Origin of the sequence: Desulfobacula sp. (genome assembly GCF_030611305.1) — a bacterium.
Lineage (GTDB): Bacteria > Desulfobacterota > Desulfobacteria > Desulfobacterales > Desulfobacteraceae > Desulfobacula.
In genome coordinates, this window is record NZ_JAUWQB010000012.1 from 19,167 (window position 1) to 34,888 (window position 15,722).

Consider the following 15,722-nt stretch of genomic DNA (forward strand, 5'->3'; position numbering starts at 1 on the left):
AAATTTGTCAACTTACCGCCGTCTGATGCCCATCTGTGTTAAAATGTTTTATGGGACTGGGTCCCAGTTGTTTAATGTTTTGGGTAAATTCCAGTGCGGTACTGGCAAAGAATTCACCCATTCCTGCCGACATATTGATCATTGCCACCCGGTCTTTTTCCCAGCCAAGATCCGTAAGATATTTTTGGACCTGTTCTACCCTGTATTTTGCCCGGGTATTTCCATTTTTAAAATGGCAGTCCCCTTCAAGGCATCCGGCCACATAAACGCCATCCGCACCTTTTTCAAAAGCCTTCATGATATGAATGGCATCTACTTTTCCCGTGCAGGGTACACGGATAATTTTTACATTTGGCGGATAGGCTATCCGTTTGCTGCCTGCCATATCAGCAGCAGTATATGCGCAATAATGACAACAGAATGCAACAATTTCCGGTTCAAAGTTTTCCATTAGTTTATTCCTCCAAACAAGCCGTCCAGTTTGGCCATGATCTGATCATCCTCATAGGCAAGCAATTGAATGGCCTTTGCCGGACAATCGGCAGCACAGACACCGCATCCCTGGCATTTGGCCGGATCAATCTGTGAATATCCGTCCTCATTAATAAACGGAATACTGAAAGGACAGGCACGCACACAGATAAGACAGGCAGCACATTTAGATCCGTCCACCTTGGCAACGGCAGCCCCCAGATTGATCTCTTTTTTGGCAAGCAGGGTTTGTGCCCGTCCTGCTGCCGCATGGGCCTGGGTAATGCTTTCCTGGATTGTTTTAGGTGAATGCACTGTGCCGGCTATAAAAATCCCTCTGACAGACATGTCAACGGGTCGAAGTTTTACATGATCCTCAAGAAAATAGTGATCCTGCGTTCTTGGCAGATGAAACATCATGGACAGATCTTCCGTGTTTTCATCATCTGCAATCATCCCTGTGCTCAAGGCAAGACAATTCGTCTCAATTTGAATCTTTCTGCCAAGGATAATATCATCCACAAAAACAGATACCCGGTCATTTTCAATTTTAACCTCGGGCTTATTATCTGCCGAAAACCTGATGAATTTTACATCCAGATTCCGGGCTTCCCTGTAATAATCTTCCTGAAAGCCATAGGTACGAATATCCCTGTATAAAATAAAAATCTGTGCATCAGGGTTAATGGCCTTAATGCGCAAAGCATTCTTCATAGCTGCCTGGCAGCAGATTCTCGAACAATTAGGGTTATCAGGTTCTCTTGAGCCGGCACACTGGATCATAACCACATTGTTCACAGCTTTTATCTTTTCAGGATTATCTTCAATGACAGCGTCCAGTTCAAGCTGGTCTATAATATTGTCATGAGTTCCCAGACCATACACATCAGGACGATTTGGCAAAGCTCCTGTGGCAAGGACGGTCACTCCGTGATCAAGCTGCATATAGTTCATTCTCGGACCTGTCTGGATACCGGTTTTAAAACGTCCCGGTATTCCGGAATGATCAACAATGATAGACCTTGTCAACACCTGAACATTTTCATGGGCTGATACATCATCAATCAACTGATTCATGAATGGCCCTACATCATCACCTTCTATTGTCTTTCTGATGGATTTTGCCAATCCTCCCAGGCCTGGATTGCGTTCCACAAGGTAGACTTTGATTCCCTGGCGGGCCAGTTGAAGTGCAGCCGTCATTCCGGTAACACCGCCGCCGACGACCAAAGCATTCTGATTCATGGGCAGAGTCTGATCCGTCAATGAACGGCTTTTCCTGACACCGTTTATGCCGATCCCAAGAAGTTTATACGCCTTGTCCAATGCTTCTTTGGGCTGCCCCATATGGGCCCAGGTATTCTGATCCCTTAAATTGACTATCTCCACCAGGTACTTATTTAATCCTGTCCGGCGCATCAGATCCTGAAACTTGGTCTCATGGGTTCTGGGTGAACATCCACCAATCACCACCCGGTTTAAATTATTGGTTTTAACGGATGCCTCAATCATACTCATGGAATCACTGCTACAGCCGTATCCGACAGCCTGGGACACAACAACATGGGCTCTTGTTTCGGCAAACTCTACCATCTTGTCAACATCGACCACACCACCGATCTCCAATCCGCAATCACAGATAAAAACACCGATCCTCGGCTCTTCTTTGGAAACATCCCGTTCGGGCATAAAATCGTTTTCAATCTCAGGTATGTCCGTTATTGCAGGAAGATCAGTTGCAGCCATGCTTGCAGCAGCACTTGCCTGAACCATTGTTTCAGGTATGTCTTTCGGGCTTTCGATCACACCGCAGACATACACACCCGGTCTTGACGTCTTTACCGAGTTAAAATGGTCTGTTTCAGCAAAATTGTGGGGATTTAATTGGATACCAAGCCGGGCCATAAGATCAATAGAAGTTTGCCCAACCCTGAACCCTGTTGAAAGTACAACCATGTCAAACTCTTCGGTTTTCGTAAGAGCCTCTTCTTCCACGGCATAGGTAATAGAAAGATCTTTAGTTTTATAGTCTTCAACAATGGAATGGGGACGACAGCGGATCATCCTGATACCATAATCGTTTTTTGCCCGGTTATAGTAGAGTTCATAATCCTTACCATAGGTCCGCATATCCATATAAAAGATAGTGGTTTCAATGCTTTCGGCAAAGCGTTCTTTTGTTACAATTGCTTCTTTTAGTGCATACATGCAGCAAACTCCAGAGCAGTACGGCACATCCGCTTTATTAATCCCCCTCGATCCCACACACTGAATCCATGCCACCTTTTTCGGCCGTTTTTTATCCGACACCCTTACAAGATCGCCTTGAAAAGGACCGGAGGCTGACATGATCCGTTCATATTCCAGACCTGTCACGACATTATCAAATAGCCCTCCGCCAAAATTGTCCAATACAGCAGGATCAAACAATTTAGCCCCGACACTCAATATAACAGAAGCCGCTTCAACCGTGGTCTTCTTCTGAACGTCATCGGGAATAATTGCATCGGCCTTGCAGGCTTTTTGAAGGGCCTTTATATCGGTTACTTTTTCCATATCAATGGAAAAGGCATAGGGGGTTGCCTGGGGATACCGCATGCAGGTCGGGGCACGGGGGTCCAACCCCGGGGTAAATCGAACCGCTTCAGGGAAATATTTGTGGCACTCCCCGCATGCCGTACATTTGTTAATATCAATATACCTTGGCTCAGTAACAAGTGTGGCCGTAAAATTGCCTGCCTCACCGGTTAATTCCTCAAGCTGGGTCATGGGTTGTAAATCCAGATGGATCTGTCTTGTGTTTTCGGATAAATGGGGAGATACTGTACATAAATCACAATTATTGGTTGGAAAAGTTCTATCCAGCTGGGTCATTAATCCGCCAATGGAATATGATTTATCGATAAGTATGACATTCCGGCGGGATTCAGCTAAATCCAACGCCGCACGAATTCCTCCGACACCGCCACCGATAACAAGCACGCTCCTGTCGTTTGATTTGTCATGTTGAATATTTTTAAGTTTTTGCATTTGTAACCTGTTTTTTTTGTGGGTATCCATCACCTGTAATCTTTGTTTACACAGATAACAAAAATGGATTGATTTACGTTAGAGCCCTGCACAGTCCAGGATTGCCGGCAAACGGTCTTCCCAACCCGAAGCAGAAATTTTTATACCCGCAACCTGGCTTTTGAGTTCTTTGATCATTTCTCCGGCAATACGGATACATTCGGTTTCACGATCCTTTGCTTTCCGAATCCGGGTGATCAATGACTCAGGCAGTTTTGAACCAGGGTCATTAATGGAGATGTAACGGGCCATACCCACATTTTTCAACATGAAAACCGTGGCAATCACCGGTACATTCAAAGACTTGAATTTATTTAAGATTTGAATATAGTAGTCAATATCAAAAACAGGCGGAACCATTATATATTGTGCACCTGCATCTACTTTTGCTTTTGTAGTTTTAATCTCTTCTTCAAGATGATCATCATCCTGGATGGGCTGAACCTGGTACCCTGTGAAAAATTCGGGCTTTCCTTTTAGCTCAAAGCCGGCAAGATCCGTTCCTTTCAGAAGAGAATGAACCATGACCAGCAGGTCCAGCTCATTGAGATCATCAACCGGTTTTGCATTCTGATGGTCACCATGGGCGATATTTTCACCCTGAACAACCAGAAGGTTATGAATTCCAAGGACATGGGCTGCCAGCATATCCCCCTGAAGGGCCATCCTGTTGCGGTCACGGCCATAAATGTGAATCATCGGCTCCATCCCCTGCTGCCGCATGATCGCACCACCGGCAAGAGCACTCATGTGCATGACACCATTATCCATGTCTGGAATCACAACAGCATCTATTCGTGATTTAAGATGTCTTGCATTTGTTACAAGATCTGATATATCAACTCCCTTGGGGGTGTTCATTTCAACTAATACGACAAGATCCCCTTTGGAGAGTTTAGTTTGAAGAGTCATTGTGTTTATCCTTTTTTATTTTCTATAAGCTTTGGGTTTAACCTCCGACCGCAGCTTAAATTATCGTTAAAACATCTTGTTTAAGCAGAAACCATGCCAGGGGCAGGGAGAACGCGATTTGTCTTTGAAAACAATTGGTTGTTATGAACAGTGATTTTTTAACATGCACTATGACGAACAAATTTTAGAAATTTTTCGAAATAAGGTTAGAAGATTTCCAAAATTTAGAAGATCTTCTAACCTTATTAATTTAAAAAAAGCAGGAGAAGGGAAGGGAACCAATCAGTCCAGATATGTGTTTATATGCTTGACATACCTTAAGGGTTAATTTTAAAACAGATCTGTTTTGATTTAGTTTCAAGTATTTTTTGTATTCGTTGGAGGTTTAATTTGTTTTTTAAAAATATACTTGTTCGATTCATTTTTGTTAGCCTGTTTATCATAGTTTTCCCTTTTTCGACGAGTGCACAGTCTAAACTCCCCTCACAACTGCAAACCCTTCAGATTTTTTTTGAAAACGATCTTTTCGGTAACACAGATAAATACTATACCAACGCGGTTCAACTCACCTGGCTTTCCAATGATCTGAAACAATATAAAGATGATGTGCGTCTGCCGGACTGGACTCTCCCGGTGATCCGGGCCATCCCATTTTCTCAAACACCCAACAGTATCCACAATGTCGGTATTTTGCTCGGCCAGCATATTTACACCCCTTCTGATATCCAGGCAACCACTTTACAAAGCAATGACCGTCCATATGCCGGTTTTCTTTTTGGAGGACTTGCCTTGCACAGCAAAACCGATTCAATTCTTGACACGCTTGAAATTGTTGTGGGAATTGTCGGACCTGATGCTTATGCTGAATTTTCCCAGAATACTGTTCATGATATGCGGGATATTCCCACAGCCAAAGGATGGGACAACCAGCTGCACAATGAGCCGGCTGTTCGGTTTTCCTGGCAGCGCAAATGGCGTATCTACAGGGACCAGGTGTTTAATACCTTTGATTATGATCTCATCGGTCATGCTGGTATCACCATGGGCAATGTCCGGATCTCCGGTAATACCGGCGGTGAAATCCGATTTGGATATCATCTGCCCGAGGATTTCGGGTCTGATACTATCCGGGCCGGAGCCGGGGTCAGTACACCTGCACTCAACCGTTCCACAACAGGCAGGCGATCTTTTGGTATCCACCTGTTTGCAGGGTCACAGCTTGAAGTTATCGGTCATGATATTTTTCTTGACGGCAATACATTTAAAGACAGTCCCGGTGTTGAAAAAGAAAAACTTGTAGGTGATCTTTCAGCCGGGCTGGCCCTGAATTTTGACCGATATAAATTTACCTACCGGCATGTTTACCGGACCAAACAGTTTGCCGAACAAAAACAGGACCAAATCATCGGCTCTTTGACCCTGACCGTTTCTTTTTAAAAGATTTTTCATCAGGGCACATTCCTTTTTGGCATTGAATTTGAAGGTAGATTTCATGTATAGAAAAAATGGCAGTTACTTCTATTATTGACAACATTCATTTAATTCACTACAAGGTTACTATGGATTAATAATTGCGCCAATGTAATATCCATTCTGATCTTGTTAGAGTTGCACTATAATACAAAATTCCTACTTCCCATCTTGTGGTTATCAATTTAATCTAATTTTTCTCTTCTTAACAGACTTGGAACATGAATGATGTAGTCGCAAGCAAACTTATCCAATGATTCCTGACTGTTCAATTGGAATATCTGTGAAGTATCGAAGATCAAATACTGTTATTTTTTGAGAGACCGGGTGTATTTGTTATTACAACAGAAGAACTTTTGACAAAATGATAGAATTGAAATGTGCAGGGAAAATGAAATGGAGATACTTCTAAAATTGTGCCTATCTCACTCCTGATAGGATATTTAGCGCTTTATCAGGGGGATAATGGGGGCTACGGTCCCAATGACGCTTAACTTAATCAATCAAAATAAGGTTAAAAAAGAGGGGGATAAAAATGGAACAAGCATTACCCGTGGAAGAATTGGCAAATCAGAGACTAAAGGTGTTGATTTATTCATACACCTTGTTGGTTACACCTTGTTGGTTAAAAATCTTATGGAAGAAGGTGTAGATCTTGAAAAGGTCAAAAAGGCAAGTGATAAAGCATGGGCTATATTAGGGCAACAAGCAGCCGAACAATTGAAGCCGCTATTCGGTGAAACCGTGAATATTGAAGCTCTTCGGCAGTCGGGAGCAATGGCATCGAGTATCCACGGGATGGAAATTAGTGAGAAGGTAACGGAAAATATGATTCAATCAGAGTATACTAAATGTCCTGGCAGGATGCTTATATAGCTCTGGACATGCCAAGTGAATGGAGATTATGCCCAAGCGGTCATTCCGCATTTACAGAAACCATGTATAAGGGATTAAACCCAAATGCCAATTTCAAGATGATTAAAAACATGCCCTCTAATGATCGAATTTGTGAAGGTGTAACATCAATATGATTCTATTCGATTGGCTACATTTTTTGAAGCGATTTTTTATTAAGGCAGGGTTCAGCAATGGCCCTGCTTTTTTCTATTGAAGCGCTATATATGGGATACGGGAACATCATTAAAGTATAAATTAGGATTACATTATGGACCAAGGATGGCATCATAAGCCGTTCATCCACATTCCATTTGATAAAGTACCATAAAGAAATCATTTAATTCCATTTTAAATAAACTCGGTGCAATTTTGATCAATTCATGGAGGTTTCTGGAGAATTATAAAAAAAGGCCGAAAAGCGAAAACGCTTACCAGCCTTGATTTTAATGGTGGGCCGTCAGGGAGTCGAACCCGGGACCTACTGATTAAGAGTCAGTTGCTCTACCAGTTGAGCTAACGGCCCATAAATTAACGCAGTGAATCTAACAGTCGATCTTAAAAAAGTCAATAGATTTTTGAATTTTGAGCCTTGTCAAAAAGCGGTTGACCCTTTAATTACAGGTCTGATATATTCAAAATTTATATATACTGAAATAATGATTTTTTAATAATGTAAGGAATAAAATATGTCTAGATCAAAATCAGAAAATCTTTTTAGAGAAGCCCGGAATTTAATTCCCGGAGGTGTAAATTCCCCGGTAAGAGCCTGTGGTTCTGTGGGAGGACAGCCGGTATTCATAGAAAAGGGAAATAAGGCCAGGATTTATGATGTTGATGGAAACGAATATATTGATTACGTGCTTTCCTGGGGGCCTTTAATCCTGGGTCACAGACCCCCGAGTGTTATTGAAGCCTTGAAAAAGGTTCTTGAAACCGGTACCAGTTTCGGGGCACCAACTGAACTTGAAACAGATCTTGCCCGGCTTGTTATTGATATGGTGCCGTCCGTGGAAAAAATAAGAATGGTAAACTCCGGTACTGAAGCAACCATGACTGCGATTCGTCTTGCCCGCGGATATACCGGCAGAGACATTATTATAAAGTTTGACGGCTGTTATCATGGACATGCTGATACGCTTCTTGTTGCGGCAGGGTCTGGAGTTGCAACCCTGGGTATCCCAGGGAGCCCCGGTGTGCCCGAGTCTGTTATCTCAAATACAATATCCTTAAAATTCAATGATATCGAGGGATTTGTAAAATTTATGGAAGAAAAAGGTGATAGGGTTGCCGGAGTTATTCTTGAACCTGTTGCCGGTAATATGGGCATGGTACCTCCTGTGGACGGTTTTCTTGAAATATTGCGGGAATATACTTCAAAGTTTGAGGCAGTCTTGATATTTGATGAAGTTATGACAGGATTCAGGGTGGCAAAAGGATCTGCCCAGGGATTGTTTGGTATCACACCGGATCTATCCTGCTTTGGAAAGGTGATTGGCGGTGGTTTGCCTGTAGGTGCTTATGGTGGGCGAAAAGAAATTATGGATCATATCGCACCTGTTGGAAGTGTGTATCAGGCAGGGACCCTTTCCGGCAATCCATTGGCAATGGCAGCAGGGATTGCAACGCTGACAGAGCTTCAAAAAAATGATGTGTATGAAGCACTTGATAATAAGACTGAAAAGCTTATGAATGGGTTGCAGTCTGCCGCAGATGATGCAGGAATCAGTTTTCAAACAAATCATATAGGGTCCATGGCGGGATTCTTTTTTACAAGCGAAGATGTTTATAATTTTGATGATGCTAAAAAGTGTGATCTGGACCGGTTTGCAAAATTTTATAGGATTATGCTTGAAAAAGGTGTTTACCTTGCCCCTTCACAATTTGAAGCCTGCTTTGTTTCTCTGGCACATTCAAATGATGATATTGACCAGACAATTATAGCTGCAAGACAAGCAATGGCCGCTCTTTAAAGTATAATGATAAAAACGATACATTTAATTGCTTCCTGCGGGACCGGGATGGGAACTCTTGCCTGCATTCTTAAGGAGATGGGGTATACAGTATCCGGTTCTGATCGGAATATCTATCCGCCCATGAGTGATTTTTTGAATGAAAAGGGGATCAGGCTCTTTGCAGGATATGATCCTTCAAATTTAGATCATGAACCTGATCTTGTGATTATCGGCAATGCTGTAACAAAGCTGAATGTTGAAGCCAAGGCAGTATTGCAAAGGGGTATTCCATATTTATCAATGCCCCAGGCAGTGAATAAATTTATTGCAAAAGACAAGAAGATTATCCTGGTTACAGGAACCCATGGGAAAACAACCACCTCTTCCATCATGGCCCATATCCTGTATACGGCAGGGATGAACCCGTCTTTTATGATCGGTGGTATTTTAAAGGATTTTAATTCAAGTTTCAGAATAGGAAACGGCGAATATATGGTGATTGAAGGGGATGAATATGATACGGCCTTTTTTGATAAAGGACCGAAGTTTATGCATTATGACCCTGAAATTACCATCATGACGGGGATTGAATTTGATCATGCAGATATTTTCACCGGTATTGATCATATCAAGACTATTTTTTCAACTTTTGTGAAGAAAATAGAAAAAGGCGGTCATATCATAGCTTTTAATGATAATGACAATTTAAAAGAGATTCTTGCCTCTTGTGTTGCATCTATTGAGACATATGGCGAACAGGCCCAATGGTCATTTTCAAACCACATGCAGCAAAATTCAAAAACTTTTTTTGATGTTCAAGGTCCCAATAAAGCAGTTTCAATTGAAACAGATCTGCAAGGTCGGCATAACCTTTATAATTGCCTTGCCTGCATTGCTGCGGCCAATAGAATAGGCATTAGCGACAAATATGTATATACTGCTTTAAAAACTTTTTCCGGTATAAAAAAACGACAGGAGATTCGTGGTATAAAAAATGGGATCACTGTAATGGATGATTTTGCCCATCATCCGACAGCGGTCAGAGAGACGATTAAAGCGGTAAAACCCTTTTATAAAGATGGCAGGGTAATCGCTGTTTTTGAGCCCAGAACCAACACAAGCATGAGAAATATTTTTCAGGACACATATCCTGATTCTTTTCTGGATGCGGACATGGTGTGTATCTGTGAGCCCGGAATCAAAAAAAATATACCCCCAAAAGATAAATTTTCCACCAGACAACTTGTGGCTGACATTGAAAAAAAGGGAATTGATGCATATTATTTTAAAAACTGTGATGCGGTTATCGGTTTTCTGGTATCGAAATTAAGACCGGAAGATCTTGTTTTAATAATGTCAAACGGAGGATTTGATAATATCCACATAAAATTACTTGAGAAAATTGAATGAAAAAAAAACTAATCCTTCGCATTATCGGAATAGGTGTTTTTCATATTGTTTTGTATTTATATGTTGTTCCCTTTGTGATTTATCCAAAGTTTGGCAAAAATGGATTTGAATTTACTATTGCTGTTGCCATTATTATTTCCATAGCTGTCCTGGGAACAATTTTATTAGAAAGAAAAAATAAAAGGAGATAAAAATGAATACTATTGAGAAAATGGAATGGGACCCCAAATATAGTGTCGATATTGAAGAAATAGATGCCCACCAGAAAAAAATGTTTGAGTTGTTCAACCAATTGATTGACATCGAGAAATCGGAAACAGAGACCAAAACGTGTATGAATAAGATTGCCGAGATAAACGAACACAGTAAATTGTATTTCAGCACAGAAGAAAAATACTTGAAAAAAAATGGATATCCTGATTTTGATATCCATGCAAGGGCCCACCGTCAATTTATTAAAAGTTTTATCGGTTTGCGACGCGAGATCTTGGGAGACATAGAAAATTTAACCGATGATGTGATAATGGAATTAAGAGATTGGATGATAAATCACATACTTACCTTAGATGCTTTCTATATTCCGTACTTAAGGATTAAGAAATATATAGAAAAACCAAAACAGAAAAATTAAATAGAGTATGAGTCAATATACCGAATTTAATCTTGACAACTTATTTGAGCAACATTTTTTTTCAAATCTGGATTATTTTTTTGCCAGATCAATGGCCAAAGCCTTTGATGAAAAGGAACCCATTGTTTTGGTATCCTGCGCACTTGTTTCAAAAGCATTGTTTGAAGGCCATATTTGTCTTGATCTCAAAGGAATGTCCGGAATAGTCAGGTCTGTATCAGAAATTCGTGATGATCGGATTAAATTTCCTGATTTAGATACCTGGATAAAGGCATTGCAAAATTCTTTAATGATTTCAGACAATATCCAAACCCCTCTGGTTTTGGATTCCGATCACAAGCTTTATTTTTCAAAACATTATGATTTTCAAAACCGATTGACCAAACATATCGCCCAAAGGGTTTCGTTAAAACCTTTGGAGATGGATGAAGCAGCGATTGATGAGATGCTTGAAGCATATTTCACCAAGATCGACAACCATGTCATGCGTCAAAAAAACGGAGTGAGAAATGCATTATTCAATCATTTTACGATTATTTCAGGCGGGCCCGGGACCGGAAAAACATATATCACGATAGTTATAAAAAAAATGTTTATTGCATATGCAACAAAGCACGGATTGCCTGAGCCGAAAATTATTTGTGTGGCACCGACAGGAAAGGCTGCCTCTAAAATGGAGACGGGGAGTACCATCCATTCTATTTTAAAGCCGTTAAATAACAGTATCGGATTCTATTATAATAAAAATAACCCGTTACAAATTGATGTGATCATTATTGATGAAGCTTCGATGATTGATGTTTTATTATTTACCCGGCTTTTGGAAGCCGTTCCAATGGAAGCAAAAGTGATTATTTTAGGAGATAAGCAACAATTGTCATCCATACAGGCAGGATCGGTATTTAGTGATATCTGCAGTGTGAAAGGATTATCCCCTAATATATTTCTTCTTGAATATAATTTTAGATCAAAAGGAAAAACCGGAATTGAAAATTTGTCAAAAGCAATTACCGGGAATGATGCGCAAGGTCTTGAGGAGTTATTGACATCTGGCCGGTATCCGGATGTCGTGTTTGAAAGCCTTAAGGCTAACGTTCCGGTTGCCAGCGCTGTTAATAAGTATATTTTAGAGGGGTATAAACCATTTGTCACTTCAGGCACGGTTGAAGCCGCATTAAATGAACTGGATGATTTTAAAATATTATGTGCTCATAATTCCGGAGAATACGGAACATTACAAGTTAATCATGTATGTGAAAATATTTTGCGGTCAAACAATAATTTTGATATACAGGAAAAACTTTTTAAAAAGATAATCATGGTGAATACCAATGATTATAAAAAAGGTTTATTTAATGGAGATACCGGCATTGCTTTTGAAAAAAATGGAAAAGTTAATGTTTTTTTTAAGACTCTGGATAACACTGTAAAACAATATCGTGCTTCAGATCTTCCCGGGCATGATGCTGCGTTTGCAATAACGATCCACAAAAGCCAGGGGTCTGAGTTTAAAACGGTTTTAATTATAGTTCCTGATAAACTTTCTCCTGTCATTACACGCCAGTTGTTGTATACGGGAGTGACAAGGGCAAAAACAAAAATAATTATTATTGGGAACATAGATATTATTAAAAAGGCCATAAACCTGTCTGTCAAAAGAAACTCAGGTTTACCCATGTGCTTGGAAAAGGCAATTAGAGTCGATTAAATCTGACAAACATTTGAACCATTAGATTGAAATTAAAAACCTCAATGGCTCCTTATCCTGTCAGGAAAAATAAATAAATAAAAAAGAAAGATGATGTTTTGAAAAAAAATCAAACAATTCCTGAAAAAATCTGGCAATTTTTCTGTTCTGTAAAGCTGACGGTTTATACACTTGTGCTTCTTGCGACCACTTCAATCATCGGCACTGTTATTCTCCAGAATGGAACCCAGCAAGACTACGTAAGGCTTTATGGTGAAGCTTTTTATAATTTGATCAAGGTGTTCAATATTGATGATATGTACCATGCCTGGTGGTTCTTATTATTAATCGTCATTCTATGCATTAATATAGTTGTATGTTCAATTGAGCGTCTTTCTGTTACCTGGAAAATTATTTTCCCAAAGCAGCTTAAGTTTAACCCTGAAAGGTTCAGAAAATTAAAAAATCTTGAAACATTTACAGTCGATAAAACTTCCGAATCTTTATCCAGTGAATATGAAACCTTTTTATCCAAAACTGTTGGGGCGGTAATAAAAGAGGAAACTGAATCAGGCACAGTCATGTATGCGGAAAAAGGAAGATGGACAAGAATTGGCGTATATGTGATCCATTCCAGTATTATTTTGCTTATAATCGGTGCATTGATCGGCGCTGTTTTCGGTTTTAAGGCCACCCTGCAGCTGGATGAGGGTGAAACATCGGATGTTGCTTTTATTTACAAAAAAAGAATACCGGTAAACATTGGTTTTTCCATAAAATGTAATGATTTTGATGTGAAATTTTATGATACCGGCGCACCTGAAGAATTCAGATCAAATCTTACGATTATTGAGAATGGTAAAGAAAGTTTTACCAAAGATATTCGTGTCAATCATCCGCTCAGATACAAAGGGATCAATATTTTTCAGTCCTCCTACGGTACAGCCAGGCCGGACAGTGTTGTTCTTGATATTATCATGCAGCCTGATAAGGATGTAACAACAAAAACCATTAAAATAGGACAAGAAATTCAATTACCGGAAAATCAGGGCTTATTTAAGCTTGAAGGTTTTTTGCCGCATTTTGATTTCAGGGGTAATGACCTTGGGGAGGCGTTTGTTGGAAGGATTACCCAAAAGGATGGCAACAGTTTTCAAATTGCTCTTCCAATAAAATTTCCAACCTTTGATAAAATGAGAAAGGGAACATTTGCCTTTGTGGTCAAAGAATTTGAACGAAAACATTATACCGGTCTTCAGATCACCAAAGATCCCGGGATATGGTATGTTTATTCAGGATTTATCTTAATGATCATCGGATGCTGGGTCACCTTTTTTATGTCTCACCAGTCCTATTTTATTGAAATTAAAAAAAATAAAACCAATAATTCAGAAATCAGTATTTCAGGAAGAGCCAACCGAAACAGCCAGGGAATGAAACTTAAAATTCAAAAAATTGTAACAAAATTAAAGGATAAATGATTCTTATGAACAGTTCTTTAGCATTATCTTCGGCAACGTTTATTTATGCACTGGCTTCGGTTTTTTATATCGGATCGTTTACCTTTAAAAAGCAGGTCCTTGCAAAAGCAGGGTTTATTGTTCTTGTCATAGGATTTTTAGATAATACCCTTGGCATCATTTTAAGATGGATTGAATCCTACCAGATGGGGTACGGGCACGCACCCTTTGCCAATATGTATGAATCTTTGGTATTTTTTTCCTGGACGGTTGCCATCCTTTATATTTTTGTTGAACTCAAATACAAAGAAAGCATTATAGGCGTGTTTGCATCCCCTTTGATCTTTCTTGCCATTGCATATGCTTCCCTTTCTCCTGATATCAGCAGTAAAATAAGTCCTTTAATCCCTGCACTGAAAAGCAATTGGCTCATTGCCCATGTCATCACCTGTTTTTTAGGGTATTCCGGCTTTGCCCTGGCATTCGGGTTCAGTATCATATATTTTGTAAAGCCAAAAGATCCTGACGCCACATCTATATTTGCAAAGCTGCCTTCAGAAGAACTCATCGATGAATTGACTTATCAGATGGTGGTTTTCGGATTCCTTTTCCTCACCATTGGCATTATTACCGGCGCGGTCTGGGCCAATTCGGCCTGGGGCAAGTACTGGAGCTGGGACCCTAAAGAAACCTGGTCTCTCATTACATGGTTTGTTTATGCCATTTTCATGCATTTAAGAATGATGAAGGGCTGGCATGGAAGGAACCTTGCCTGGGTATCCATTATCGGTTTTATTGCTGTCATGTTTACTTATTTCGGGGTAAACTATGTGCTCAGCGGACTTCACAGTTACGGTTAACCATAACCGGCCATCATTATGTATTATCTTAATTTGTCTTGACAAGAAAACAAGATATTAATATAGATTAACGCTAATTATGGACGTTATTGCAAGACGGTTTAAGATTACTGTCTGCAAAGGAAATAGTTCAGGTTATAACCTATATAGGTTTCTCCCTGGACAAAATGGTTAAAGTATCATCAACATTTTAAATTGATGGAGTTTTCATGAGCGAAATAGAAAACAAAACTGAAAATGGTTCCACGGAGAGTGCAGGGGAAGGCACAACCGGTGATACAAAAGATGACAAGGGTTTAGGGCTCGGTGTCATTTTTTTTATTGTTGCATTTGTTGTATGCTTCTTATCCGGTACGCTGCTGTTTCCCAAATTGCTCTATTCAAAAAAAGAGCAGCCTTTTAACTTTGATCACGCGCTTCATGTCGATGAAGCAGGTGATTGCGATTCATGCCATTCTTTCCGGGAGGACGGTAGTTTTACCGGAATACCCAAGCTTGATACATGTCTGGACTGTCATTCCGAAGAAGCTTTGGGTGAGACAGAAGATGAAGCCGTGTTTGTAGAAGAGTATGTATTAGAAGAAAAAGAAGTCCCCTGGTATGTCTATTCAAGACAACCGGATTGTGTCTTTTTCTCCCATGCTGCACACACCCAGACTGCTGGTATGGATTGTGTAACATGTCATGGTCATATCGGAGAATCCACTTCTTTAAAACCCTACGAAGAGAACAGGATTACAGGTTACAGTCGTGATATCTGGGGTAAAAACATTTTTGGGATTAAGAAAAATTCCTGGGATCGTATGAAGATGGATGACTGCGCAGAGTGTCACAAAGAGGAAACAGGCCACAAGGGTTATTGTTTCCAGTGCCACAAATAAGAAACCTAAAACACAAGAATTC

13 protein-coding genes and 1 tRNA gene are annotated in these 15,722 nt (G+C 40.2%); 10 read left to right on the forward strand and 4 right to left on the reverse strand.

Annotated features, from left to right (window positions below; translation table 11 throughout):
* Nucleotides 1–7: 7 nt before the first annotated feature.
* The 3 genes from QAI40_RS03725 to QAI40_RS03735 all read right to left on the reverse strand — a co-directional run bounded on the left by QAI40_RS03725 (nucleotide 8) and on the right by QAI40_RS03735 (nucleotide 4,452).
* Nucleotides 8–451: a hydrogenase iron-sulfur subunit gene (locus tag QAI40_RS03725; protein ID WP_299978103.1), complete on the reverse strand. Its 444-nt coding sequence runs from the start codon at nucleotides 449–451 to the stop codon at nucleotides 8–10.
* Nucleotides 451–3,501 carry an FAD-dependent oxidoreductase gene (locus QAI40_RS03730; RefSeq protein WP_299978100.1) on the reverse strand — a complete coding sequence of 1,017 codons (3,051 nt, stop codon included), beginning with the start codon at nucleotides 3,499–3,501 and terminating at the stop codon, nucleotides 451–453. The genes QAI40_RS03725 and QAI40_RS03730 overlap by 1 nt, the downstream gene beginning before the upstream one ends.
* A 78-nt stretch (nucleotides 3,502–3,579) precedes the next feature.
* Nucleotides 3,580–4,452, reverse strand: coding sequence for a methylenetetrahydrofolate reductase (locus QAI40_RS03735; protein WP_299978097.1), 873 nt, complete (start codon nucleotides 4,450–4,452; stop codon nucleotides 3,580–3,582).
* Nucleotides 4,453–4,842: 390 nt separating this feature from the next.
* On the opposite strand from QAI40_RS03735, the gene QAI40_RS03740 reads away from it, so the two are divergent.
* Together QAI40_RS03740 and QAI40_RS03745 are read left to right on the forward strand one after the other, a co-directional pair.
* Entirely contained in the window at nucleotides 4,843–5,889 is a 1,047-nt protein-coding gene (locus tag QAI40_RS03740) for a lipid A deacylase LpxR family protein (protein WP_299978094.1), read from the forward strand.
* Nucleotides 5,890–6,405: 516 nt separating this feature from the next.
* Nucleotides 6,406–6,798 carry a hypothetical protein gene (locus QAI40_RS03745; protein WP_304511455.1) on the forward strand — a complete coding sequence of 131 codons (393 nt, stop codon included), beginning with the start codon at nucleotides 6,406–6,408 and terminating at the stop codon, nucleotides 6,796–6,798.
* 468 nt (nucleotides 6,799–7,266) lie between these two features.
* On the opposite strand, the gene QAI40_RS03750 is transcribed toward QAI40_RS03745, so the two are convergent.
* Nucleotides 7,267–7,342, reverse strand: a tRNA-Lys gene (locus QAI40_RS03750).
* A 163-nt stretch (nucleotides 7,343–7,505) separates the two neighbouring features.
* Between QAI40_RS03750 and hemL the strand changes: the two genes are divergently transcribed.
* From hemL to qrcA, 8 genes are all read left to right on the forward strand, one after another.
* Nucleotides 7,506–8,789 carry a glutamate-1-semialdehyde 2,1-aminomutase gene (gene hemL / locus QAI40_RS03755; RefSeq protein ID WP_299978088.1) on the forward strand — a complete coding sequence of 428 codons (1,284 nt, stop codon included), beginning with the start codon at nucleotides 7,506–7,508 and terminating at the stop codon, nucleotides 8,787–8,789.
* Nucleotides 8,790–8,795: 6 nt separating this feature from the next.
* Complete coding sequence (gene mpl / locus QAI40_RS03760; RefSeq protein WP_299978085.1) at nucleotides 8,796–10,181, forward strand: UDP-N-acetylmuramate:L-alanyl-gamma-D-glutamyl-meso-diaminopimelate ligase; 1,386 nt, start codon at nucleotides 8,796–8,798, stop codon at nucleotides 10,179–10,181.
* Nucleotides 10,178–10,372 carry a hypothetical protein gene (locus QAI40_RS03765; RefSeq protein ID WP_299978082.1) on the forward strand — a complete coding sequence of 65 codons (195 nt, stop codon included), beginning with the start codon at nucleotides 10,178–10,180 and terminating at the stop codon, nucleotides 10,370–10,372. Before mpl ends, QAI40_RS03765 begins: the two co-directional genes overlap by 4 nt.
* Nucleotides 10,373–10,374: 2 nt before the next feature.
* A complete protein-coding gene (locus tag QAI40_RS03770; RefSeq protein WP_299978079.1) occupies nucleotides 10,375–10,812 on the forward strand; it encodes a bacteriohemerythrin in 438 nt (145 codons plus the stop codon).
* Nucleotides 10,813–10,819: 7 nt separating this feature from the next.
* Nucleotides 10,820–12,520 carry an AAA family ATPase gene (locus tag QAI40_RS03775; protein WP_299978076.1) on the forward strand — a complete coding sequence of 567 codons (1,701 nt, stop codon included), beginning with the start codon at nucleotides 10,820–10,822 and terminating at the stop codon, nucleotides 12,518–12,520.
* A 98-nt stretch (nucleotides 12,521–12,618) separates the two neighbouring features.
* Nucleotides 12,619–13,980 carry a cytochrome c biogenesis protein ResB gene (gene resB, locus QAI40_RS03780; protein ID WP_299978073.1) on the forward strand — a complete coding sequence of 454 codons (1,362 nt, stop codon included), beginning with the start codon at nucleotides 12,619–12,621 and terminating at the stop codon, nucleotides 13,978–13,980.
* A gap of 5 nt (nucleotides 13,981–13,985) precedes the next feature.
* Entirely contained in the window at nucleotides 13,986–14,819 is an 834-nt protein-coding gene (gene ccsB, locus QAI40_RS03785; protein WP_299978071.1) for a c-type cytochrome biogenesis protein CcsB, read from the forward strand.
* 209 nt (nucleotides 14,820–15,028) lie between these two features.
* Complete coding sequence (qrcA, locus tag QAI40_RS03790; protein ID WP_299978068.1) at nucleotides 15,029–15,700, forward strand: menaquinone reductase multiheme cytochrome c subunit QrcA; 672 nt, start codon at nucleotides 15,029–15,031, stop codon at nucleotides 15,698–15,700.
* Nucleotides 15,701–15,722 lie beyond the last annotated feature (22 nt).